Here is a 23,899-nt window from a genome sequence, read left to right as displayed (position 1 = left end):
GAAGGCGATCATCCAGACTACCCAACTCGTAGATCCCCCTCATTGGACAGGGCCATGCATAATGCCCACAACAGCCTGTCTATACTCGGACTCTCCGGATTAACTTCACTCAATATGCTATGACCACGATCTGGCTCAGCCTCTGTGCGACGCTACTGCCCCTTGCGCTCCTGGCAGTGCTGATGCTCCGTGAGCGCAGCGCGCAGCAGCAACTGGGCGAGTACCGGGCGCTGCTCGAGCGCTTGCCCGATGGCGTAATCCTGATCGGCGCCGATGGTCGCATCCGTCGGCACAACGCCGCAGCCGCGCGCTTGCTAGGCGATACCGGTGCAGCACTGGAGGGCGCACCGCTTAGCCATTGGCTACCGCAACTCAACCAAGCCGCCGCGCACGCTCGTCGCCAGCACACCCAGGCCATCGGAGCGGAGGGTAAGTGGCGAACTGTCGAGATCACTCGCCTGCTCCCTGCTGGCACTGAAGACTCCATCGTGCTGATCCATCCGGCGGCGGAATACGGCAGCTCGCCCGAGGATGCCGAGCGCTTCATGCGTAGCCAGTATTTCGCCCGTATCGGCACCTGGGATTGGGATGTCGATACCGATCGACTGTACTGGTCTGAGGCCATCTACGGCATGTTCGGCTATGAGGTCGGCGAAGTGACGCCCAGCTATGAGCTGTTCTGCGCCAGCGTGCACCCGGATGACCAGGCACGGGTGCGCGCAGGCGAGTTGCGCTGCATTGAAACCGGCGAGAACCATGACGAGGAATACCGGGTTATCTGGCCCGACGGCAGCACGCACTGGCTACGCGAGACCGGCAACGTGATCAAGGATGCGCACGGCCAGGTGATCAAAATGATGGGGGTGGTTCGCGACATCAGCGAGGAGAAAGCCTCGGCCAAGCAGCTACAAAAACTGGCCCATCACGACCCGCTGACCGGCTTGCCCAACCGTCTGGTGCTCGAAGAGCGGCTGGGCAAGGCGCTTGAGCGGGCGCGCGCCAACGCCAGCCGAGTAGCCCTGGTGTTCGTCGACCTCAACGGTTTCAAGGCGATCAACGATCAGCACGGACATGCGGCCGGCGACCGGGTGCTGGTCACCACGGCCACGCGGTTGAAAAAGACGCTGCGCGAGTCGGATACCGTGGCGCGGATTGGCGGTGACGAGTTTGTGCTGATTCTCGAAGGGTTGACTCAGGGCAAGAGCTTGCAGGATGAGGCGCACGGCATCTGCGAGAAGATCTTCGCCGGGCTTGCACCACCGATCAGCATCGGCAGCACCTTGCAGCACATCGGCACCAGCCTGGGGGTTGCGGTATTCCCGGATCATGGGCCGAGCATGGACACACTCATCCACGTTGCCGATCTGGCGATGTACGAGGCCAAACGCAGCGGCAACAACCAGTACCGTCTGGGCAGCACTAGCGCTGCAAAGCCACTGGCGAGCGTTGAGTCCGCCCGGTGAGATCAGCTCAGGCGTGACTCCGAGCGGCGCACAAATTTGATCGAATAGGTCATCTTCGGTTTATGCGTCAGGCTGACCGCTTTGCGGGTGACGGTGTCGATGGTGATGTTCCAGAAGCCGGAACTCGGCACATTGATCTTGATCGGCGAACGATCGAAAGCGCCGCCGTGATAGCTGTGGCGGCCGCCGTTCTTGAAACTACGGAAGTTGGCATCGCTCATCAGGCGGATATTGCAGGGCTGCGAGCACTCGATGACGACGATGTCGTCCTCATTAAGGTGTTCGCGCTGGTGTATGAATTTCATCGACAGCTCCACGCCGCATGACTGGAAAAGCGCGACGATAGCATGAGCCGGGGCTCTGAGGTTTACCCGCGGCCAATCTGGCTGCGGAGTCGACAGCTAGCGGCCATCAGGCCCGCATGAACTCAGGGCGCTAAACAAGCTGATGCAGCGTCTATTACGAGCCTGGACAGGCCCCCGTTCGACCACTGAGGTCTATCATTACGCGACCCACCGAGACTCAACCATGACCACGCGCCCCAGCAATAACTACCCCCAATACCACGCCCATGTTTACTTCGATAAACAGTCGCTGGCGCTGGCCACCTCGATCTGTGAACAGGCCGGCGAGCTGTTTGCGGTCAAAGTCGGGCGTATCCATCAACGGCTGGTTGGCCCGCATCCGCGCTGGAGCTGCCAACTGTCTTTCGACTCTGAGCAGTTTGATCGACTGCTGCCCTGGCTGGAGGCCAACCGCCAAGGTTTGTCCGTCCTGGTGCATGGCGTGACCGGTGATGACCTGGCCGACCACACCACCCATGCCGCGTGGCTGGGCGATGAGCTGCCGCTGGACCTGGCCATGTTCATGCCCTGAGCGACCGCGCTACTGAAGTGCACTGGATACTCCCGCCTACCAGCATTGCGCCTGCCGATGACCGCTGACGCCGTCAATTCACGCCGCTGGCCGGTACCCCACGGCCCAGCACTGCGCTGTCCACCGACGCGGTGTTCTGCGGCAGGCATTGGCGGAACAGGTCATGCTCGGGCTGATACGCCGAGGTACGCACATCCATCAACCCGAGGATCGAGTGGAACAGGTTGTCGTGCGAATAGGCGACGTCCTGTTGTTTGGCCAGGCAACTGGCTTGGACGCCTGAACGCTTTTCCAGCCCGGCCGATAACCAGACAATCATTGGCACATGGGTCTGTTCGCTCGGCGCCATGGCGTAAGGCAGGCCGTGCAGGTAGAGGCCATTCTCGCCCAGCGACTCACCATGATCGGACATATAGAGCATGGCCGTGTCGAAGCGCGCGGCATTGCCCTTGAGCAATTCGATGGTTTGCGCCAGCACATGGTCTGTGTAGGCCAGCGAGTTGTCGTAGGCATTGACAATGCTGTCGGCCGAACAACGGTCGAGTTGGTTGTCCTGGCACACCGGGGTGAATTTCTCGAACGCCGCCGGGTAGCGTTTGAAATATGCCGGGCCGTGACTGCCCTTCATGTGCAGCACCACCACGGCATCGTGATCGAGCGTGTCCAGGTAGGCTTGCAAGCCGCTGAGCAACACCTCGTCGTGGCACTCGCTACCCTCGCACAGGCCGGGGATCTTCAGGTGCGACACGTCGTCGGTCGGCACCCGGTCGCACGCGCCCTTGCAGCCGGAGTTGTTATCACGCCACAACACCGCGACCCCGGCGCGCTGCAACACATCCAGCAGGCCCTCACGGTTCTTGGCCATCGAATCCTTATAGTTGTCATGGCCGACATTGAGGAACATGCAGGGCACCGATACCGCCGTGGCGGTGCCGCAGGAACTGGCGTTGCGGAAGCTGATGACATCCTCTTCGGCCAGTTCCGGATTGGTCGGGCGAGCGTAACCGTTGAGCGAGAAGTTTACCGCCCGCGCGGTTTCACCGACGACCAGGATCGTCAGCTTGGGCTTACCGGAGCGCCCCACCTGCTTGACCTGGTGAGCATCGGCGCCAACCACCTGCAGCTTGGTCGGGGTCGCAAACTGGCGCTTGCTATAGCCATGCACCGCCGCCGCTACGTTGGACGGGGTCAGCAACAGGCGCAGCTCATGGTGATTACGCAGCAGCGAGGCGTACGACTGATAGTTGCTCATCGCGATGCCGCCGAGGCTGGCCAAGGCCAGCACCATGCTCGCCAGTTTGAAGCCCAGCTCACGTGTCCAGGGCCGAGTGATCAGCCGCACACGGCTGACGACTAGTGCGGGTAATACGCCGAGGACAAACAGCCAGCCAAGCATGCCCCAACTGAACAGGTCCATCGCCTCGGCACTGTCGGTCTGCAGCACGTTGGTCAGCATGTTGTAGTCGATGACGATGCCATAGCTGCTCATGAAGAAACTCGCAGCCGCCGACACCAGCAACAACACGCCGAGGATCGCCTTGGTCAACCGCCCCCAGGCCAGCAGGCTCAGCAACAGGTACAGCCACAGCCAAACCAGCACGGGCAAGGTGATCAGGAACAGACTGTTGTCATTGCTCCAGCCGCCCACGCCTTGCCAGACATCACGCCAGAAAGGGATGTTCATGGTCAGCATCAACCACAGGGCAACCGCCATGATCAGAAGGTTGCTGCTGATGGCGAAGGTCCACTTGGTGGAGCGTTCTGGGTGTTCGGTTGACTGAGAAATTTTTCGCACAACGGCCTCTATGCACAGGTCGAGAGAATGCTGTGCAGCCTAAGGAGCGCGATGTGAAAGGCTTGTCGGAGCTATGTGAAGAATTCGTTGAGCACGTGCAGGACCACCGCCTCTACGCAAAACGCCACCCTCGGCGGGTGGCGTTCAATCGAGCGCAAGGCGAGCTGAGCGGCCCGCAACTCAAGCTGCTAGCCGCTCTGCTCTCAACTAGGAGATCAGGCCGATACAGGCGCGGCGACAGTGTGTGCGTTGCGGTTTTGACTGCGCATGGCGAAGACCACCAGCGCCAGCAGAACCGCCGCTAAAATCGCCGAGGAACCGACTGTGCCGAAGTCCAGGCCACCCTTGTCATGGGTTTTGGTAAGGAAGTCACCGAGGGTCGCGCCGAACGGACGAGTCAGCACGAAGGCGATCCAGAACAGCGCCACCGCCGAAATCCGCGTGTAGTACCGGGCCAGGGCGACCACGCTGATCAAGCCGCCGATCAACAAGGCGCCACCAGCAAAGCCCAGGCCCGAATCATCGGCCAGGTAATCACCCAGCGCGGTACCGAGGGTGTTGGAGAACAGAATCGCCATCCAGTAGAACAGCTCGCCGCGCAGCCCCTGAATGTTGTCCACCGACAGCGACTTCTCGCTCATGCGCCAGACGGCGAAGGTAGTGATCAGAATGCCGATGAGGATGGCTGAGCCGGTGGCATAGCCGAGCCCCAGGGTGCGATCCATGAAGTCCGACATGGTGGTACCGGCCGTACTGGTGGCAAGAATCACCGTCCAGTACAGCGCTGGTTTGTAGCTGCGCGCCTTGAGTTGGGCAAACAGGCTGAGCAAAAACAGGCTGATGAGGATCAACGAGCTCAGGGCGTACCCCACATTCAGGGTCATCGACAACAGGTCGCCGGCGGTTTCCCCCAGCGTGGTCGCACAGATTTTCATCACCCAGAAGACCAGGGTGATTTGAGGCAATTTGTTCATCCGAGAGTCCCCAACCGCAAGTTAGAAGTGGATCGGGCGCATTCGGCTCAACCTGTAGCGCACACGACGCAAAGCAAGCAAAGGGCAAGTCGATGGCTGATCCAGTCGGCAGGAAGCTGCCGGCGCGAGCAAGGTAGGTGAGCCCGGGTGAAAAATCGGTGAAGAATTCATCAAGCCGCCGTCACGCCTACGGCCCACGCCAAGGCAACTTGCAGCCCTGTCGGCAGGTGACGACGGGCATCCCGCGGCAGGTTGCCGAGCGTCGCATCACCGATCTAGAAACAGGGGCTCGAACGAGCCCCCACTGAGCACTGGAATCAGGCCTGCATGGCCCAGCCATGCACGCTCATCGCGGCCTGGCGCAAGGCCTCGGAACGAGTCGGGTGCGGGTGGCAGATCAGTGCGATGTCCTCTGCCGAGGCGCTGAACTCAAGCGCCACGCAGTATTCGCCGATCAGCTCGCCGGCGCTGGGGCCAATGATGTGCACGCCGAGGATCTGGTCGGTGCGCTCGTCGGCCAGCACTTTGACGAAGCCTTCGGCCTCGTGATTGATCTTCGCCCGGCTGTTGGCGGTGAAGGGAAACTTGCCAACCTTGTAGGCGCGCCCGTCGGCCTTGAGTTGCTCCTCTGTCAGGCCGACCGTGGCCACTTCCGGCTTGGTGTAAATGACGCTGGGGATTGCCCCGTAATTGACCTCGGCGGCATGCCCGGCGATCCGTTCGATACAGGCGATGGCCTCGTCTTCGGCCTTGTGCGCGAGCATCGGTCCGCTAGTGACGTCGCCGATCACCCAGATGCCCGGCACCGCGCTGCGGTGCTGCTGATTGTCGAGCATGCCGCGCTTATCCGGGGTGATACCGACGTTCTCCAGGCCGAGGCCCTCGGTATAGGGCCGGCGACCGATGGCGACCAGCACGTAGTCGGCCTGCAGCTGCTCGACGGCACCGCCTGCTGCGGGTTCCAGACTGAGTTCGACGCCTTGGGCCGTCGCACTCGCGCCCATGACCTTGGTGCCGAGTTTGAAGGCCATGCCCTGCTTGCTCAGGGTGCGTTGCAGGGTCTTGGCGGTTTCCGTGTCGAGGCCCGGACAGATGCGATCCAGGTACTCCACCACGGTCACCTCGCTGCCCAGGCGACGCCACACCGAACCCAGCTCCAGGCCGATCACCCCGGCGCCGATCACCACCAGGTGCTTGGGCACCTCGGCCAACGCCAGCGCGCCGGTGGAATCGAGGATGCGCCGGTTGTCGAGGCTCACCCCGGCTAACGGCGTAGGCTCGGAGCCGGTAGCGATGACGATGTCCTTGGCCTGCAGTTCACTGGAGCTGCCGTCGGCGTGGCTCACACTCACCCTGCCCTGGCCGTTGAGGCGACCCCAGCCCTTGATCCACTCGACCTTGTGCTTGCGAAACAGGAACTCGATACCCTTGGTCAGGGCGCTGACGCTGGCGTCCTTCTGCTTCATCATCTGGGGCAGGTTGAGCGTCGGCTGCATCTCGATGCCGAGGCTGGCCAGCTCGCCACTGACCGCCGCCTCGTACAGTTCCGAGGCATGCAACAACGCCTTGGACGGCATGCAGCCGACATTCAGGCAGGTGCCGCCGAGGGTCTCGCGGCCCTCGATACAGGCCACCTTGAGGCCCAGTTGCCCGGCGCGAATGGCGGCGTTGTAGCCGCCGGGCCCACCACCGATTATCACCACGTCATAACTACTCATACAGTCGCTCCCGTGGATTCGCGAAAGTATTTACGTGCCAGCGCGCTGAGGGCGACCAAAGTCAGCAAGAGGTTGTGCGTTGGCGAGGGAGAGTCGTACATGGGGCTTTCTCCTATGTTCTACCTGTGTTCTACCTGGCACTCGACTCGTAGTAATGAGCGGCATGAGCAGCTGCCAGCCATTTATATTTCGACCATAATATACAAAATAGAATTATGTCCATAATTTAATTATCGTCGAGCATCCACTCTCCGCCATACCCCCGCGTCGAGGAAGCCTGACGCCATGCGAAACCCATCACGCATAACAAAACTGGTCGCCAGGCGGACTGCTGAACAAGCCATGCCAGCAAACTCGCCGCATCCGCCACCATGTCGCTGTGTGGGCAGTTGCACAGCGGCAATCACGGGTATGGCCTGGACGTCGCCACCTTGCTCGAAGCCGTTGCGGTGTGGCGCGCCTGGTCTCGGTAGTCCAACTAAGCGAACGCGAGTCAAGCGACTAACCGTACAAACCACTGATCGACAGGAAGCGTAAGATTACAGGCAGCATCCTAAGAATCTTGTCGGGGCTAGTCAGACCATGCGCTACTCAGAAGACCATAAAGCCAAAACCCACCAACGCATCATCGATGAAGCGTCGCGACTGTTCCGCCGCGACGGTGTAGGCGCCACCGGTTTGCAACCGCTGATGAAAACCCTGGGCCTGACCCACGGCGGCTTCTATGCCCACTTCAAGTCCAAGGACGAGCTGGTCGAGACCGCTCTGAGCCAAGCCGCACAACAGCTCGAGGAAACCACCAGGGAAGTCTTCGCCGGCCCCACTCCGTTGCCAAGCTTTATCGCGCGTTACCTGTCCACAGCGCACCGTGCCAACCCGGGCGCAGGCTGCCCGCTGCCGACCATGTCCGCCGAGTTAGGCCAGCGCGGCCAACCCAGTCCCATCACCGACAAGGTGATACGCGATCGCCTGCAGATGATCGAGTCCTGCCTGCAGGGCGAACACGCCGATGAACAGAGCGTGCTGATGCTCTCGGCCATGGTCGGCGCCTTGCTGCTGTCACGTAGCGCCAGCGATCCCGAGCTGGCCGAGCGTCTGCTGCACACTACCCGACATCTGCTGCTCGAACAGGCCGAAACCCTGCCCAAGGACTAACCCGCACGCGGCTAATAAGCGCCCTCTGCACCAGCGGAAAAGGCTCCATGATTGCAGCAACTCAGCGGCGATCACTTATTGCCCCCGCACTATTGCGCGAAGGTTTGGCCTCAGCTTGCTCCGCGTCGCCCGCAAAACGTCAATCCGCAGCGTCGGATTGCCAGGAAATGTTCCTGGGCCAGCGGCGGTAGATGATCCAGCGCCCCCTCGCCCACTGTGAGGATCCTTTCCGGCGCTCGCCAGGAGGGGGGGAGCACCTGATTTTTGCGGCGAATGCGTGAACGCAAACAAGTGGATAACCCTCACGGAGTATCCACTTGTTTATCAGCCTCGACGCCTAACCCATCAGTTCGAGCGGATCAGGTGATCGAAGGCGCTCAGCGATGCCTTGGCGCCCTCGCCCACGGCGATAACGATCTGCTTGTACGGCACCGTGGTCACATCGCCGGCGGCGAAGATCCCCGGCACCGAGGTTTCGCCGCGCGAGTCGACGATGATCTCGCCACGCGGGGACAACTCGACGCTGCCTTTCAGCCAGTCGCTGTTGGGCAGCAGGCCGATCTGCACGAAGATGCCTTCCAGCTCGACGGTACGCAGTTCATCGTTCGTGCGGTCCTGGTAGACCAGGGCGCTGACCTTCTGCCCATCGCCTTGTACCTCGGTAGTCATCGCGCTTTTTATGACGGTGACGTTGCCCAGGCTGGCCAGCTTCTTCTGCAGCACCGCATCGGCGCGCAACTGACTGTCGAACTCGATCAGGGTGACGTGCGCGACGATACCGGCCAGGTCGATGGCCGCCTCGACACCGGAGTTGCCACCACCGATCACCGCCACCCGCTTGCCCTTGAACAACGGACCGTCGCAGTGCGGGCAGTAAGCCACGCCACGGCCGCGGTACTGTTGCTCGCCGGGTACGTTCATCTCGCGCCAGCGGGCGCCGGTGGCGAGGATCAGCGTCTTGGCCTTGAGGCTGGCGCCGCTGTCGAATTTCACTTCATGCAGGCCGCCAACGGTTGCGGCAGGAATCAGCGCACTGGCGCGCTGTAGATTCATGATGTCGACGTCGTACTGTTTGACGTGCTCTTCTAGGGCACGCGCCAGTTTCGGCCCTTCGGTTTCCTGCACCGAAATGAAGTTCTCGATGGCCATGGTGTCGAGCACCTGACCACCGAAGCGCTCGGCGGCGACGCCAGTGCGAATACCCTTGCGTGCGGCATAGATAGCCGCAGCGGCGCCCGCCGGGCCTCCGCCCACGACCAATACATCAAAAGCATGCTTGGCGTTGAGCTTCTCGGCGTCGCGGGCACTGGCGCCCGTGTCGATCTTGGCGAGAATCTGCTCGACGTCCATGCGGCCCTGGCCAAACAACTCGCCATTCAGGTAGATGCTCGGCACCGACATGACCTGGCGCTGCTCGACTTCATCCTGGAACAGCGCGCCGTCGATGGCGACGTGACGGATGTTCGGGTTGAGCACGGCCATCAGGTTCAGGGCCTGGACCACGTCCGGGCAGTTCTGGCAGGACAGCGAGAAGTAGGTTTCGAAGTTGAATTGGCCTTCGATGCCTTTGACCTGCTCGATGACATCGACCGCCAGCTTGGACGGGTGACCGCCGACCTGCAGTAGCGCCAGTACCAGGGAGGTGAATTCGTGCCCCATGGGGAGGCCGGCGAATCGCAGGCCAATATCCGCGCCTGGGCGGTTCAGCGAGAATGACGGCTTGCGGTTGTCGCTGCCATCTTCACGCAAGGTGATTTTGTCGGTCAGGCTGACGATATCGTGCAGCAGACCACTCAGTTCGCGGGATTTGTCGCTGTCATCGAGGGACGCGACGATCTCGAACGGCTGGGTGACCTTTTCGAGGTAGGCCTTCAACTGGGTTTTAAGCGTGGCGTCCAACATGATTCAGATATCCCTTTTAACGATTTTCAGACACAAAAACGCCCGGACGGATCGCGCCCGGGCGTTCGGGCACTACAAAGGCTGGGTTGCAGCCTTAAAAGCGCGTAGACAATTTAAACAACGGAGTTGAGAGCGTCGCGAGCGAAGGCGAAGCAAGGAGTAATCAGGTGAGGGCGCGGAGTGTACTGACGTACATGACAAGCCCGAATCTGAATACAACGCTGCATCGCCGAGCGCAGCAGCTCTCAAACCGTTGTTAGATTTTGCCGACCAGGTCCAGGGAAGGAGCCAGCGTCGCTTCGCCTTCTTTCCACTTGGCCGGGCACACTTCACCCGGGTGGGCGGCGGTGTATTGGGCAGCCTTGAGCTTGCGCAGGGTTTCCGAAACATCGCGGGCGATTTCGTTGGAGTGGATTTCCACGGTCTTGATCACGCCTTCCGGGTTGATCAGGAAAGTGCCGCGCAGAGCCAGACCTTCTTCTGCTATATGCACGCCGAAGGCGTTGGTCAGGGCATGGGTCGGATCGCCGATCAGCGGGAACTGTGCCTTGCCGACAGCAGGGGAAGTCTCGTGCCAGACTTTGTGCGAGAAGTGGGTATCGGTGGTGACGATGTACACCTCGGTACCGGCATCGCGGAACGCGGCGTAGTTGTTGGCGGCGTCTTCGATCTCGGTCGGGCAATTGAAGGTGAAGGCTGCCGGCATGAAGATCAGAACCGACCACTGCCCCTGCAAGGATTGCTCGGTCACTTCGATGAACTTGCCGTTATGAAATGCGTTGGCCTTGAACGGTTGAACTTGGGTATTGATGAGATTCATCTCTGATTCCTTCTGAGGGTTGGAAAGTTGACCCGAAGAATCTTAGAGCGAGATGATCTAAAAACCTTATTGATTGAAGACATCGGATCAATAAACCGACTCAATCGTTGCCTGAAATGCTCATAAAACCAAGCTATGAGCTGAACTACCGAGACCGCGATAGCTCAGCTCATCGCCCTTAACTCAGGCTGTCATCGACCAGCAACACCAGTTTGCCGTTGATCTGATTACTCGCCAGCGCGGTAAAGGCCTCTTGTGCATCCTCGATCGCAAAGCTGCGCGCCAGTTGCGGCTTGAGTCGCCCCTCGGCAAACAGCGGCCACAGGTGCTGCAGCAGGTCGTGCATGAGGTCGGCTTTGAACTGATCGTCGCGATTACGCAGGGTCGAGCCGATCAGTTGAATGCGCTTGCCCAACAGCAGCGCCAGATCCAGTTCGGCCTTGCGCCCGCCCATCAGGCCGATATTCAGCCAGCGTCCATCACGAGCCAGCAGCTCCAGGTTGAGCGCAGCATAGTCGCCGCCGACCGGGTCGAGAATCACATCGAAGGGGCCGAAATCGCGCAGACTGTGCAGCTCGTCACCGCCTCTCAGTACGCCACCCTGAGCGCCCAGCGCTTCGCAGTAAGACAAGCGCTCGGCCGACCCGACGCTGACCCAACACGGGTTGCCGAAGGCCTTGCACAGCTGGATCGCCGCCGAGCCCACGCCACTGGCACCGGCATGCAGCAACACCTTCTCGCCCGGTTTCAGCCCAGCCAATTGAAACAGATTGAGCCAGGCGGTGGCATAGACCTCCGGCAACGCCGCTGCCTCATGCAACAACACACCTTCCGGCACCGGCAAGGCGTGTCGCGCATCGATCACCACCTCTTCGGCCATGCCGCCACCAGACAACAAGGCGCAAACCCGATCCCCGACCTTCCAGTCGCAGCCGGCACCGACCTCGCTGACGATACCCGCACACTCCAGGCCAAGCACTTCGCTGGCTCCCGGCGGGGGTGGGTACAGCCCGGCACACTGCAACAGGTCGGCTCGATTCAACCCTGCGGCCGCCACGCGAATGCGAATTTCCCCTACATCACAGGCCGGGGTGGGCTGATCCGCCCATTCCACACGCCCTTCAACGCCTTGCAATGCCTTCACGCTGCCTCCATAGTGCATTTAAACCGGGCCCGGCGCTGATCGTCGGGCTTTTGCATTGCGCCGATGGAACCAGGCGCCCTTAAAGATGGCCTAATATGCGTTATCAACAGCCTCCACGTCGACTCAGCATGAAGCGTTCACTGTTCAGCGCCACCCTCGCCCTGGCCATCGGTCTAAGTGCACTGCCACTGGCCGCGAAAACCAGCACCACCGATTCCTGGGAATACCTGCAACCAAGTCGCGAGCAAGTAATTGCCAGCCTGAATGTCGTGGAACTGCTGAAGCGCCATCATTACAGCAAGCCGCCACTCAATGACGAGCGCTCCGCGAAGATCTACGAGGGTTACCTGAAGTTCCTCGATCCGTCGCGCAGCTATTTCACCGCGGGTGATATCGCCGAGTTCGAGCAGTGGCGCACCAAGTTCGACGACTTCCTCAAAGGTGGCAACCTGGAACCTGGTTTCGCCATCTACAAACGTCACTTGGAGCGCTTGCAAGGGCGTCTGCAATTTGCCCTGAAGATGCTGGATAAAGGTGTCGATACCATCGACTTCAGCGTCGATGAAAGCCTGCTGATTGATCGCGAGAAGGCCCCTTGGGTCAAGGACCTCGCCGAGCTGGATGACCTCTGGCGCAAGCGCGTGAAAGATGAAGTGCTGCGCTTGAAAATTGCCGGCAAAGAGCCGAAGGCCATTCAGGAGTTACTGACCAAGCGCTACCAGAGCCAACTGTCGCGCCTGCAGCAAACCCGCGGTGAAGACGTGTTCCAGGCCTACATCAACGCCTTCGCCATGACCTACGACCCGCACACCACTTACCTCTCCCCGGACAACGCGGAGAACTTCGATATCAATATGAGCCTGTCGCTGGAAGGTATTGGCGCAGTACTGCAAAGCGATAACGAGTACGTCAAGGTAGTGCGCCTGGTGCCCGCCGGGCCGGCCGAGAAGAGCAAGCAAATCGCTCCGACGGACAAAATCATCGGCGTCGCCCAGGGCGACGACGAGATGGTCGACGTGATCGGCTGGCGTCTCGATGAAGTGGTCAAACTGATCCGTGGCCCGAAAGGCTCGAAAGTGCGCCTGGAAGTGATTCCGGCAAGCAATGCGCCAAACGACCAGACCAGCAAGATCGTCAACATCACCCGTGAGTCGGTCAAACTGGAAGAGCAAGCGGCGAAGTCCTCGGTACTCAAACTCAAGCACGAAGACCGTGACTATAAGCTGGGCGTCATCGAGATCCCTGCTTTCTACCTGGACTTCAAGGCCTTCCGCGCCGGTGACCCGAATTACAAAAGCACCACCCGCGACGTCAAACGCCTGCTCAGCGAACTGCAGGCAGAGAAAGTCGACGGTGTGGTCATCGACCTGCGTAACAACGGCGGCGGCTCACTGCAGGAAGCCACCGAGCTGACCGGGCTGTTTATCGATCAGGGGCCTACCGTACTGGTGCGTAACAGCGACGGTCGAGTTGACGTACTGGCCGACGACGATGCCGGCACTTTCTACAGCGGCCCAATGGCCGTACTGGTTAACCGCCTGTCCGCTTCGGCGTCGGAGATTTTTGCCGGTGCCATGCAGGACTATCACCGCGCCCTGATTCTCGGCGGCCAGACGTTCGGTAAAGGCACGGTGCAGACCATCCAGCCCCTCAACCACGGCGAGCTGAAGCTGACCCTGGCCAAGTTTTACCGCGTATCGGGACAAAGCACCCAGCACCAGGGCGTGATTCCCGATATCCAGTACCCCGACGTGATGGACACCAAAGAAATCGGCGAGAGCGCGCTGCCAGAAGCCTTGCCCTGGGACAGCATCCGCCCGGCGATCAAGCCCGAACTGGACTCGATCAAACCCTTCCTGGCCGAGCTGAAAACCCGCTACGACAACCGTACGGCGAAGAACCCGGACTTCACCTTCACTCGTGATCGCCTGAGCCTGGCACAGAAGCTGATGAACGAAACCACGGTCAGCCTCAACGAAACCAAACGTCGTGCGCAGCAGGCCGACATCGAGGCGCAGCAACTGGTCATAGAGAACAGCCGCCGCAAAGCCAAAGGCGAGGCGCTGCTCAGCGAACTGAAGAAAGAAGAAGATGAAGAGGCGCTAGCGGCCGAAGACAAGAAGTCCAAGCCCGAGGATGATGCCTTCCTCGCCGAGACCGGGCACATCCTGCTCGACTACCTGGGCCTCGAAACCCCTGTGGCAAAGCACTAACGTCTCACTGTCATCAAATAGTCATCGATCTGTCGTGAAATGCAGGGGGCTGATAACACTATCAGCCCCTTCGCTTTTTCTGGATATCGAGACCCACCATGACCGTCACCGAGCAGTTGAGCGCTCTGGGCCACATCCTCGCACATGGCGATTTGCATAGCCTGTTTCAACCCATCGTCTCCCTCTCTGAACGACGCATCCTTGGCTACGAGGCCCTGACCCGCGGCCCATCCAACAGCCCGCTGCATTCGCCGATCAACCTGTTCGCGGTGGCGCGTCACGCCGGGCGCCTGAGCGAACTGGAGCTGGCTTGCCGTGCAAGTGCCTGCCGGCGCTTCAGCGAGTTGAAACTGGAAGGCAAGCTGTTCCTCAATGTCTCCCCGGATTCGCTATTAGAACCCAGCCACCAGCCAGGCCGTACCCTGCAACTGCTACAGAGTTTGGGTATTCCACCGAGCCAGGTAGTGATCGAACTAACCGAGCAATCGCCCACCGAGGACTTCGCTCTGCTCGACACCGCCCTGCACCACTACCGCGCCATGGGCTTTTCCATCGCCCTGGACGACCTGGGAGCTGGCTACTCGAGCTTGCGCCTGTGGTCAGAGCTGCGCCCGGACTATGTGAAAATCGATCGCCACTTCATCGACGGCATTCACCTGGATGCGGTCAAGCGTGAGTTCGTCGGCTCGATCTTGCAAATGGCCAAAGCCTCGCGGGCCACGGTGATCGCCGAAGGCATCGAGCTGCCTGAAGAGCTCAGTGTGCTCTCGGAGATGGGCGTCGACCTGCTGCAGGGCTATTTACTCAGCCGCCCCCAGGAACAACCGCCACGCGATGCACGCGACCTGCTGCCGAAACTCGACAACACGACATCGGCCTTGAGTGACGATGGTTGCGACCTGACCGCACTGCTCAACCAGCAAGCAGCCGTGACCCATGACACCCCGACCGCCGAGGTACTGGAAGCCTTTCGCGCACAGGCCAACCTCAACTCCCTGGCAGTACTCAACGAGCAACAGCAGCCGGTTGGCATCGTCCATCGCCACTCGCTATCGGACATCTTATTGAAACCCTTCGCCACCGAGTTGTTCGCGCGCAAACCGATCAGCCGCCTGATGAGCGATGATTTTCTCGCCGTCGAACTGGGTCAGTCTCTGCAGCAGGTCAGCCGCCTGCTCACCAGCCGTGCACGCCAGCGCGTCGAAGAAGACTTCATCATTACTCGGAACGGCTGCTATCAGGGACTCGGTCGGGTGATCGATGTGCTCAAACTGATTACCGAACTGAAAATCCAGCAGGCCCGTTACGCCAACCCGCTGACCATGCTGCCGGGCAACGTGCCTATCCAGCAGTGCCTGACCCGCCTGCTGCAACAGAGCCGCGAAGCGGTGATCTGCTACGTGGATATCGATAGCTTCAAGCCGTTCAACGACCTCTACGGCTATGCCAAAGGCGACGAAGTACTGCTGTGTCTGGCGCAATGCCTGAACGAACGGGTCGACCCCGCGCGCGACTTCGTCGGCCATATCGGTGGCGACGACTTCCTGCTGGTGCTCGGTTCGGTGGACTGGCGTACCCGACTGAATCGGCTGCTGGAAGACTTTCAAGGCCAGTGCCGACGTTTCTACCGCGATGAGCACCTGCAGGCCGGTTGCATTACCGCGCATAATCGCCAGGGCCAGCGCCAGGAGTTTCCGCTGTTATCACTGTCCCTCGGCGTGGTGCATTTACGCCCCGAGCAATGCGCAGAACTGGATGCTGGTCAACTGGCCAGTCTGGCCTCGGAAGCCAAGCGCCACGCCAAGGCAGTGCCGGGTTACAGCCTGCATTTCATCGACACGCAGAAACTGTCGGCCTAGAAGACTTACAGGGGATGAGACCCGCGACTGGACGCTGCCGAGCGTAGCGCCAACCTAGGAGCCTGTCGGACTTGACCGTCCGTAGCGAGGGAAAGTTCGATTTGAGTCAGTTTTGCTGATCTTTCGAGACGAATAGCGAGCTATTTAACGAGAAAGAGCGGAAAAAATGGACAAATCCGGCTTTTCCACAGTAGGGCAGCGTTAAGTCCGACAGGCTCCTAGCTACGCTACAGCCCCAACTCGCGCGCCCGCCGAGCAAAGCACTCAGCTTGTTCACTATCAGCCGGCAAGCCGGAAGCGCCGTCTCGGTAGAGATCGGCCAGGCGCTGGGCGGCCAAGGGGTGACCGGCGGCAGCCGCCATCGACCACCAGCCTGCGGCTTGAAGCCCATCCGGTGCTTGCCGGGTATCGCCGGCCAGGCTCAACGCACCGAGCTGATAAGCAGCCTTGCCATCGCCAGCCGTGGCGGCCAGGCGCAGCAGACGAATGCCCTCCTCACGGGCGCCCAGGCCTTGGCCGCGAAACAACAGGATATGCCCGTAAAAACTCTGCGCCGCAACATCGCCCAAGTTGGCCATGCGCGCGAATTGCCCTTCCAGCCAGCGCCAACCGCGCGGTTGCTTGACCAACCACGACCAGTGAAACAGCCGTCGAGCGATGATGTAACTGATACGCGCGCGCAGGTGCCACAGCACCTAGTCTTCCTCGGGGTAGCTGAACTCGAACACCCGCACCACTTCGGAAGCATGCCAGGAGGCCGCCGCAACGCCATCCGAAGCACCGCCAAAGCGGCCGAGTCGGGTCACGCAATCGAAGAAACCGGTACGCGGCAAACGGCTGGCGCCTTGACTGATGACCAGCGCACTGCGCAGCGGCCGCTCTGCACTCGCATCCAGCGCAGCTAAATGCTCCAGCGCAGCGGTCAGGGTCTGCATCGCCGGCGTTGGCAGGGCCAAGCGCTCGATCAGCGCCCGGTAGGTCAGCAGATGACGCTGACGCCGAGCGTTTTCCAACTCGCCGAGCAACGCTTGCCAATGCTGGCGACTGATACTCACACTCACGATGCCGACTCCCAGCCTGCCACACCCAGCGTCCACGCCAGGGAGCGTTGAATAGCCGCATCCGGTTGGCGCTCGCCGCTTTCGATCATCCCGAGATAATGGGGGCTGATGCCCACAGTACGCGCCAACTCTTCCAGTGATAGCCCCTTCGCTTCGCGCAAGCCTGTCAGCTGACTCAGCCCCGGCCTGGCATCGGCTGCCGACTCAGGCACCTGCGTTGCACGGCCAGCGGCCTGTAGCAACACCTGGTAGTCCGCCCAAGGCAGCACCGCATACTCGGGCTCGCCGTCACGTTTGATTACTTGCACACTCATCTTCGACTCTCCATGGGAAGCAGTACTCACCGCTCCGTGCAGGCCCGCTATCTTAACAGTCCGATGAGCAAAAGGTCGTGATCTATACTGCCTTGCACTTACTCGAATGATGCTGCCGGAGTGTCTCTTTGCGTGTACTGCCAATCCTGCTGCTTGGTTGCTGGAGCGCGTGGGGCACCGCGCAAGAGCTGCGTTGGGGGTTCGCCATGGCCGATGGCATGCCCTAGGTCGAGGTCAAGAACCAAGAACTGCAGGGTGGCTTCACCCATCGACTCGGCACCCTGACCAGCCAACGTTTGGGGGTAGCGATACGCTTCGTCGAAACACCTAACAAACGGGTTGAGAAGTTCATCCAACGCGGGCGCATTCATGTTATCTGCAACAACAATCCAGAATGGCTAGCCGAGCCACAACGCTACCACTGGTCATCCATGCTCTATCAGGAAGACGATGTGCTGCTGTTGCACCGCCAGCAGCCACCGATCAGCAGCCTGAAGGAGTTACACGGTAAAGTACTCGGCACTCGACTCGGCTATGTCTACAACACGGCACTGATGGAAGCCTTTGCCCGTAAGCGGGTAACTCGCCAGGACAGCCGGGAGCTCGGCACCAACCTGTACCTGCTGAGCAAGCAGCGTATCGATGCGATCATCGACATGCGTCGCTCCCTGAATCATGCACTGGGCAAACACCCCGAACTGCCTCTGAACATCGGCTCGTGGGTTATCCAACGCTACGACCTACCCTGCGTCTACAGTCCACACTCACCGATCAGCGCCGAACGCCTGAATGAGGTGCTGCAAGGACTGCGTGACGAAGGCGTGATTGCCCGCCCGCTCAATGGCGAAGCCTGAATGCCGGCATCAGGACTGCGGCGTTTGTAATGCCAAGTCCTCATCACCCGGCAGCCGCTCGATGAGCTCGAGCCTACTGGGCGCCTGCGCTTCTCGCCAAGCACGAAAGGCCAGCAGCTCATCGTTCCAGGTACGCAGCACCCAGGCTAATACAGCCAGATCATCAATCAAGCCCACTCCAATCAGCCAGTCCGGCATTGCATCCAGCGGCGTCACGAAATAGAGCAAGGCTCCCACTACCGCTAATAACGCCTGAGAACTGATCGCCCGATACTCGCCACGCCACCAAGCCACGCAGAGCCCCTGCAGCAATCGCAGATCCTCTTTGAGACCGGCGAAGCGCTTGCCCTGTTTGCCGCTCTTAACCGCCACAGCCAAAAGTAAGCTGGGTAACCTGCCACGAGTCAGAAAGCGTTGGGCCAAGGGCAGGTAACGCGCAAAATTCCACGGAGCTTTCATCGTCACTCCTTGTCAGCCCGCATGCTGACTGGGTTGGCTCGGGTTATCCACTAAAGCTGTGGATAACCTTGTGAACAGATTCTGAATTAGCCTAGCAAACGCCCAGCCCATGAGGCCTGACCACAGATCGGGCATTTTTTATCCAGGTAATAAAAATCAATAAAATCAATAACTTATAAATTGCAAAGGATTTATATAGAAGCCCCACAACAGGTCAATGCGCGCAACTGACGAAATGTGCATAACCGTAACATCGACGGTCCGCAATAGCTCTTTTCAGACTCCCCAGTCAGCTCCCGATTGGTTTTTAAACCCTAAAAACAACAACGCCCCGTCGAGACGGGGCGTTGTTGTTAGGCTAGCTACATCATTCCTCGGTGGCAGCATCCTTGGCAGCCGAATCCTTGATACTCAGAAGCTCCAGGTCGAACACCAGCACTGCGTTGGCTGGAATCGCCGGGGTCGGGCTTTGCTCGCCATAGGCCAGCTCGCTTGGAATGTAGAGTTTGTACTTCTCACCCACATGCATCAGCTGCAAGCCTTCGACCCAACCCGGAATCACACCGTTGACCGGCAGATCGATCGGGCTGCCACGCTGAATCGAGCTGTCGAACACGCTGCCGTCGGTCAGCTTGCCTTCATAGTGCACAGTTACCACGTCAGTGGCTTTCGGCTGAGCACCATCAGCCTTGGTCAACACTTCATACTGCAAACCGGAATCTGTGGTAACCACACCCTCGCGCTTGCCGTTCTCGGCGAGGAAGGTCTTGCCGGCCTTGGCCGACTCTTCGTTCAGTTTAGCCATGCGCTCTTCAGAGCGCTTCTGCAGGAAGCCAAAAGCCTCGGCCAGCTCCTCATCCTTCAGACGCTGCTCTTTCTTGCCGATGGCATCTTCGATGCCCTGCGCAACGGCTTTCGAGTCCAGGTCATCCATGCCTTCCTGAGCCAGGCTCTTGCCCATGTTCAGACCAATGCCATATGAGGCTTTCTGCGCCGGCGTTTCCAGTTCGACGCTGGTTTGCGAATCACAACCTGCGAGAACCAAGCCCACCAGGGCGACCGCCGCCGCTAAACGATGCTGTTTCATGCTTATTCCTTGTTCGGAGCGCCCTAGGGCAATCGAGTGAAGGCGCGAGCTTAGCAGGCCGCCGCAATCACTGGCTACCAGGATACGAACCAAGAAATGCGTATAAGTTCAGGTGCTTAGAGGTTTTTAAGAATATTGCGGCGAGCGCCGCGAAAGAGGTATTGCAGAGGTGAAGCGAGGGGGAAAATGGCGCAGCGGACGGGACTCGAACCCGCGACCCCCGGCGTGACAGGCCGGTATTCTAACCAACTGAACTACCGCTGCGCGTAACCTCAAAAGCGAGTTTGGTGGGTGATGACGGGATCGAACCGCCGACCCTCTGCTTGTAAGGCAGATGCTCTCCCAGCTGAGCTAATCACCCTTCACTCTCGAAGTGGGGCGCATTCTAGACAGCCATCCGCAGCTTGGCAAGCACTCATTAGAAAATTTTTTATCGTTATAGCAAAGGCTTAGCGCAGGGTTGGCCTGAGACACAAAGGGGGGGAATAATGCGCGCTTTGCGTTAATGGAGAGTCACCCCCTCATGTGGTTTCGCAACCTGCTGGTTTACCGCCTCACCCAAAACGTCCCGTTCGATGCCGAGGCACTTGAAGCCGCACTGGCCGCCAAGCCGGCTCGCCCGTGCGCCAGCCAGGAGCTGACCACCTATGGCTTCATCGCCCCCTTCGGCAAAGGCGCCGATGCACCACTGGTGCATAACAGCCAGGGCTTCTTGTTGATCGCCGCGCGCAAGGAAGAACGCATCCTGCCCGGCAGCGTGGTGCGCGATGCGCTGAAGGAGAAGGTCGACGAGATCGAGGCCGAGCAGATGCGCAAGGTCTACAAGAAAGAGCGTGACCAGCTCAAGGATGAGATCGTGCAGACTTTTCTGCCGCGTGCCTTTATCCGCAAGTCGGCAACTTTCGCCGCCATCGCCCCGGCCCAGGGCCTGATCCTGGTCGACGCCTCCAGCCCGAAGCGCGCGGAAGACCTGCTCTCCACCCTGCGCGAGGCCATTGGCTCGCTACCAGTGCGGCCGCTGACCGTGAAGATCGCCCCAAGCGCGACTATGACCGACTGGGTCAAGTCGCAACAAGCCGCAGCCGACTTCACCGTGCTCGATGAATGCGAATTGCGTGACACCCATGAAGATGGCGGCGTGGTGCGCTGCAAGCGTCAGGATCTGACCAGCGACGAAATCCAGCTGCACATGACCGCCGGCAAACAGGTCACCCTGCTGTCTCTGGCCTGGCAGGACAAACTGTCCTTCATGCTCGACGACAAGCTGGTGGTCAAGCGCCTGCGTTTTGAGGACCTGCTACAGGACCAGGCCGAACAGGATGGCGGCGAAGATGCCCTCGGTCAGCTGGATGCCAGCTTCACCCTGATGATGATGACCTTCGTCGAGTTCCTCCCGGCGCTGTTCGTAGCGCTGGGCGGTGAAGACACACCACAAGGCATCTAAGTCCTGCGCCTGCGCGAGCCAGGCTGCATCTGGCTTGCGCCCTGCACTTACCTTAAGCCTGCGTCGCAGGCTCGGTTGGCCAGGCATCCAATCAGCGGAAAAATCGCCGATTATCAGGCAGGCCTGGCTTGCGGACTGCCGGACAGCACCTGAATCCCCTCCCCAGGGTCCGCTAATCCGCCAGCGCTTGTACAAGCAATCGAACTGTGCAAAATAGCGCACGACATGAGGACGACCTCACACTATTGCAGTGATCATCCGGGGACGGCCCCACCATCACCGTCCAAGTGGAGGCCTTCATGTCCTGGATCATTCTGTTTTTCGCCGGCCTGTTCGAAGTCGGCTGGGCTGTCGGCCTGAAGTACACCGACGGCTTCACTCGCCCACTACCAACCCTGCTGACTGTCGCGGCGATGATCGTCAGCCTGAGCCTGCTCGGCCTGGCGATGAAGGAATTGCCGCTGGGCACTGCCTATGCAATCTGGACCGGCGTCGGCGCTGTCGGCACAGTGATCGCGGGGATCATCCTCTTCGGCGAATCCATGGCACTGATTCGCCTGGCCAGCGTGGCGCTGATCGTCTGCGGCCTGCTTGGACTGAAGCTAAGCCACTGACTCACCCCGCCTGCTCAGCAACAAGCGGTTAACGCAATTCCCGCATAACAGTCGCGCCCCCGCAGGGCTAGAAGCGGCCTAAACTGCTCTTTCTGCCCTGCGCACGCGTGGATACGCTTACCAGCGACAGTTATTTATCCAGGCCACTCAGCGCAGCTCACCACGTAACTCGGCCACCTGCGCCTGCAATACTTGGCGGTCCGCGAGTTCAGGACTAAGCGGCGCACCCGCCACCAGCCTGATCCGCGACCACAAGCGTTTGAAAAACCCCTTCTCAGGATCACGGCTGAAGAAACTACCCCACAGACCTTGCAACGCCATGGGGATCACCGGCACCGGGTTCTCCCCAAGGATACGCTCGATGCCGCCCTTGAACTCGTTAAGCTCGCCATCGGCGGTCAGCTTGCCTTCCGGGAAGATGCACACCAACTCGCCGTTGCGCAGGTATTCGGCGATTTTCTTGAACGCCGCGTCGTAGATCAGCAGATCCTCGTTGCGCCCGGCAATCGGCACTGTACCGGCGGTACGGAAGATGAAGTTGAGCAGCGGCAGGTTGTAGATCTTGTAGTACATGACGAAGCGCACCGGCCGACGCACCGCACCGCCGATCAGCAGGGCATCGACGAAGGACACGTGGTTGCACACCAGCACCGCGGCGCCTTCATCGGGGATGGCCTCCAGCCCCTTGTGCTCGACGCGGTACATCGAATGACCGAGCAGCCAGATCAGGAAACGCATGCTGAACTCGGGCACGATCTTGAAGATGTAGCTGTTGACCGCGATGTTCATCAGCGAGATGACCAGAAACAGCTGGGGAATCGACAGCTCGGCCACGCTGAGAAACAGGATCGAGGCGATCGCCGAGGCGACCATGAACAAGGCGTTGAGGATGTTGTTGGCCGCGATCACCCGCGCCCGCTCGTGCTCCGCAGTACGTGACTGGATCAGGGCATACAGCGGCACGATGTAGAAGCCGCCGAACAAACCGATGCCAAGGATCGAACCGAGAACCCACCAGGCCTGGCCTTGCGCCAACACCCCCAGCCAATCGTGCGCCTGCTCGGCCTGTGGGAAGCCGCCGGAGTGCCACCAGAGCAGAATGCCGAACAGGGTCAGACCGATCGAGCCGAACGGCACCAGACCGATCTCCACCTTGTGCCCGGACATGCGCTCGCAGAGCATCGAGCCCAGGCCGATGCCCAGCGAGAACACCGTGAGAATCAGGGTCACCACGCTCTCGTCGCCGTACAACCACTCCTTGGCGTAGGCCGGGATCTGCGTCAGGTACACCGCGCCGAGAAACCAGAACCAGGAGTTGCCGACCAGCGAACGCGATACCGAGACCGGTTGTTCCTTCAACCCCAGCCGCATGATGCCCCAGGACTGGCGCAGGATGTTCCAGTCCAACACCAGCTCCGGCATGGCTGCAGCGGCACGCGGGATGCCACGGCTGGCCAGATAGCCGAGCAGCGCCACCAGCACCACCGAGCCGGCGACCAGACTGGCGTATGCGCTGCTGGCCATGATCACCCCGGCTCCTATGGTGCCGGCAAGAATCGCCAGGAAGGTGCCCATCTCGACCAGCGCGTTACCGCCAATCAACTCCTCCTCGCGCAGGTGCTGCGGCAGGATCGAATACTTGACCGGGCCGAACAGCGCCGACTGGGTGCCCATGGCGAACAGCACCAGCAGCATCAGCGGCAGGTTATCCAGCAACACCCCAGCGGCGCCGATCAGCATGATCAGGATCTCGGCGAACTTGATCTTGCGGATCAACCCGTCCTTGGCGAACTTTTCACCGAATTGCCCGCCGAGCGCGGAGAACAGGAAGAACGGCAGGATAAACAGCAAGGCGCAAAGGTTGATCAACAGGGCGCGGTCCGCGCTGACGCTCAACTTGAACAGGATTGCGAGAATCAATGACTGCTTGAAGATGTTGTCATTGAAAGCACCGAGCAACTGAGTCAGGAAAAACGGCAGGAAGCGCTTTTTCCCCAGCAGGCTGAATTGTGATTGTTGGGTCATCGTCCATGTTCCTGGCAGTGGGCCGACAGGGCCGGGAAAACCTATCAGGCCGCGAAAGCCTGTTAACGGGCGTTTGGCACCCGTCCAGCATTGGACTGCACTCACCCGGCGTAAAGCCACAA

At 60.2% G+C, this 23,899-nt stretch carries 21 protein-coding genes and 2 tRNA genes; 8 read left to right on the top strand and 15 right to left on the bottom strand.

What is annotated here, in order from left to right:
• The first annotated feature begins 182 nt into the window (after window positions 1-182).
• Window positions 183-1,463 carry a diguanylate cyclase domain-containing protein gene (locus tag TMS3_RS20475; RefSeq protein WP_083491827.1) on the top strand — a complete coding sequence of 427 codons (1,281 nt, stop codon included), beginning with the start codon at window positions 183-185 and terminating at the stop codon, window positions 1,461-1,463.
• 2 nt (window positions 1,464-1,465) lie between these two features.
• Here the strand turns inward: TMS3_RS20475 and TMS3_RS20470 are convergent, their stop codons facing one another.
• Complete coding sequence (locus TMS3_RS20470; protein ID WP_025167157.1) at window positions 1,466-1,768, bottom strand: DUF1883 domain-containing protein; 303 nt, start codon at window positions 1,766-1,768, stop codon at window positions 1,466-1,468.
• 223 nt (window positions 1,769-1,991) lie between these two features.
• Between TMS3_RS20470 and TMS3_RS20465 the strand changes: the two genes are divergently transcribed.
• Window positions 1,992-2,339 (top strand): DOPA 4,5-dioxygenase family protein, encoded by a 348-nt coding sequence (locus tag TMS3_RS20465; protein ID WP_025167156.1) that lies wholly within the window; start codon window positions 1,992-1,994, stop codon window positions 2,337-2,339.
• Between the two features lie 73 nt (window positions 2,340-2,412).
• On the opposite strand, the gene TMS3_RS20460 is transcribed toward TMS3_RS20465, so the two are convergent.
• The 3 genes from TMS3_RS20460 to lpdA all read right to left on the bottom strand — a co-directional run bounded on the left by TMS3_RS20460 (window position 2,413) and on the right by lpdA (window position 6,826).
• The gene (locus tag TMS3_RS20460; protein WP_025167155.1) at window positions 2,413-4,134 is read right to left on the bottom strand and encodes a phosphoethanolamine transferase; all 1,722 of its coding nucleotides are present in this window, start codon (window positions 4,132-4,134) and stop codon (window positions 2,413-2,415) included.
• A gap of 215 nt (window positions 4,135-4,349) precedes the next feature.
• Window positions 4,350-5,108 (bottom strand): COG4705 family protein, encoded by a 759-nt coding sequence (locus TMS3_RS20455; RefSeq protein WP_025167154.1) that lies wholly within the window; start codon window positions 5,106-5,108, stop codon window positions 4,350-4,352.
• 317 nt (window positions 5,109-5,425) lie between these two features.
• Window positions 5,426-6,826, bottom strand: coding sequence for a dihydrolipoyl dehydrogenase (gene lpdA / locus TMS3_RS20450; protein ID WP_025167153.1), 1,401 nt, complete (start codon window positions 6,824-6,826; stop codon window positions 5,426-5,428).
• Between the two features lie 582 nt (window positions 6,827-7,408).
• On the opposite strand from lpdA, the gene TMS3_RS20445 reads away from it, so the two are divergent.
• Window positions 7,409-7,981 (top strand): TetR/AcrR family transcriptional regulator, encoded by a 573-nt coding sequence (locus TMS3_RS20445; protein WP_025167152.1) that lies wholly within the window; start codon window positions 7,409-7,411, stop codon window positions 7,979-7,981.
• A 345-nt stretch (window positions 7,982-8,326) separates the two neighbouring features.
• On the opposite strand, the gene ahpF is transcribed toward TMS3_RS20445, so the two are convergent.
• The 3 genes from ahpF to TMS3_RS20430 all read right to left on the bottom strand — a co-directional run bounded on the left by ahpF (window position 8,327) and on the right by TMS3_RS20430 (window position 11,847).
• Window positions 8,327-9,883: an alkyl hydroperoxide reductase subunit F gene (gene ahpF / locus TMS3_RS20440; protein ID WP_025167151.1), complete on the bottom strand. Its 1,557-nt coding sequence runs from the start codon at window positions 9,881-9,883 to the stop codon at window positions 8,327-8,329.
• A gap of 256 nt (window positions 9,884-10,139) precedes the next feature.
• Complete coding sequence (gene ahpC / locus TMS3_RS20435) at window positions 10,140-10,703, bottom strand: alkyl hydroperoxide reductase subunit C (protein WP_025167150.1); 564 nt, start codon at window positions 10,701-10,703, stop codon at window positions 10,140-10,142.
• Window positions 10,704-10,881: 178 nt separating this feature from the next.
• Complete coding sequence (locus TMS3_RS20430; RefSeq protein WP_025167149.1) at window positions 10,882-11,847, bottom strand: NAD(P)H-quinone oxidoreductase; 966 nt, start codon at window positions 11,845-11,847, stop codon at window positions 10,882-10,884.
• A gap of 128 nt (window positions 11,848-11,975) precedes the next feature.
• Between TMS3_RS20430 and TMS3_RS20425 the strand changes: the two genes are divergently transcribed.
• Window positions 11,976-14,060, top strand: a complete 2,085-nt coding sequence (locus TMS3_RS20425) for a carboxy terminal-processing peptidase (RefSeq protein WP_043301991.1) — start codon at window positions 11,976-11,978, stop codon at window positions 14,058-14,060.
• Window positions 14,061-14,158: 98 nt separating this feature from the next.
• Window positions 14,159-15,919: a bifunctional diguanylate cyclase/phosphodiesterase gene (locus TMS3_RS20420; protein ID WP_025167147.1), complete on the top strand. Its 1,761-nt coding sequence runs from the start codon at window positions 14,159-14,161 to the stop codon at window positions 15,917-15,919.
• 227 nt (window positions 15,920-16,146) lie between these two features.
• Here TMS3_RS20420 and TMS3_RS20415 read toward each other — a convergent pair whose 3' ends face one another.
• From TMS3_RS20415 to TMS3_RS20405, 3 genes are read right to left on the bottom strand one after another with little or no spacing between them, the layout of a single operon-like run.
• The gene (locus tag TMS3_RS20415) at window positions 16,147-16,614 is read right to left on the bottom strand and encodes an SEL1-like repeat protein (RefSeq protein ID WP_025167146.1); all 468 of its coding nucleotides are present in this window, start codon (window positions 16,612-16,614) and stop codon (window positions 16,147-16,149) included.
• Window positions 16,615-16,980, bottom strand: coding sequence for a hypothetical protein (locus TMS3_RS20410; protein WP_025167145.1), 366 nt, complete (start codon window positions 16,978-16,980; stop codon window positions 16,615-16,617).
• Entirely contained in the window at window positions 16,977-17,294 is a 318-nt protein-coding gene (locus tag TMS3_RS20405; protein WP_025167144.1) for a helix-turn-helix domain-containing protein, read from the bottom strand. Before TMS3_RS20405 ends, TMS3_RS20410 begins: the two co-directional genes overlap by 4 nt.
• 296 nt (window positions 17,295-17,590) lie before the next feature.
• Here TMS3_RS20405 and TMS3_RS20395 point away from each other — a divergent pair, with 296 nt between their 5' ends.
• Window positions 17,591-18,148: a substrate-binding periplasmic protein gene (locus TMS3_RS20395; protein WP_160321043.1), complete on the top strand. Its 558-nt coding sequence runs from the start codon at window positions 17,591-17,593 to the stop codon at window positions 18,146-18,148.
• Between the two features lie 9 nt (window positions 18,149-18,157).
• Here TMS3_RS20395 and TMS3_RS20390 read toward each other — a convergent pair whose 3' ends face one another.
• From TMS3_RS20390 to TMS3_RS20375, 4 genes are all read right to left on the bottom strand, one after another.
• A complete protein-coding gene (locus tag TMS3_RS20390) occupies window positions 18,158-18,607 on the bottom strand; it encodes a YkvA family protein (RefSeq protein ID WP_025167143.1) in 450 nt (149 codons plus the stop codon).
• A gap of 367 nt (window positions 18,608-18,974) precedes the next feature.
• Window positions 18,975-19,694 carry an FKBP-type peptidyl-prolyl cis-trans isomerase gene (locus tag TMS3_RS20385; protein ID WP_025167142.1) on the bottom strand — a complete coding sequence of 240 codons (720 nt, stop codon included), beginning with the start codon at window positions 19,692-19,694 and terminating at the stop codon, window positions 18,975-18,977.
• Window positions 19,695-19,881: 187 nt separating this feature from the next.
• Window positions 19,882-19,958: transfer RNA gene (locus tag TMS3_RS20380), tRNA-Asp, on the bottom strand.
• Window positions 19,959-19,979: 21 nt separating this feature from the next.
• Window positions 19,980-20,055: transfer RNA gene (locus TMS3_RS20375), tRNA-Val, on the bottom strand.
• 162 nt (window positions 20,056-20,217) lie between these two features.
• Here TMS3_RS20375 and rdgC point away from each other — a divergent pair.
• Together rdgC and sugE are read left to right on the top strand one after the other, a co-directional pair.
• Window positions 20,218-21,138, top strand: a complete 921-nt coding sequence (gene rdgC, locus TMS3_RS20370; RefSeq protein WP_025167141.1) for a recombination-associated protein RdgC — start codon at window positions 20,218-20,220, stop codon at window positions 21,136-21,138.
• A gap of 299 nt (window positions 21,139-21,437) precedes the next feature.
• Entirely contained in the window at window positions 21,438-21,752 is a 315-nt protein-coding gene (sugE, locus tag TMS3_RS20365) for a quaternary ammonium compound efflux SMR transporter SugE (protein WP_025167140.1), read from the top strand.
• A gap of 147 nt (window positions 21,753-21,899) precedes the next feature.
• Here the strand turns inward: sugE and TMS3_RS20360 are convergent, their stop codons facing one another.
• Window positions 21,900-23,777 (bottom strand): MFS transporter, encoded by a 1,878-nt coding sequence (locus TMS3_RS20360; protein WP_025167139.1) that lies wholly within the window; start codon window positions 23,775-23,777, stop codon window positions 21,900-21,902.
• Between the last annotated feature and the right edge of the window lie 122 nt (window positions 23,778-23,899).

The organism is Pseudomonas taeanensis MS-3 (assembly GCF_000498575.2).
Taxonomy (GTDB): domain Bacteria; phylum Pseudomonadota; class Gammaproteobacteria; order Pseudomonadales; family Pseudomonadaceae; genus Aquipseudomonas; species Aquipseudomonas taeanensis.
The sequence above is the reverse complement of the archived record's forward strand: the minus strand, read 5'-3'. Positions and strand labels throughout refer to the sequence as shown.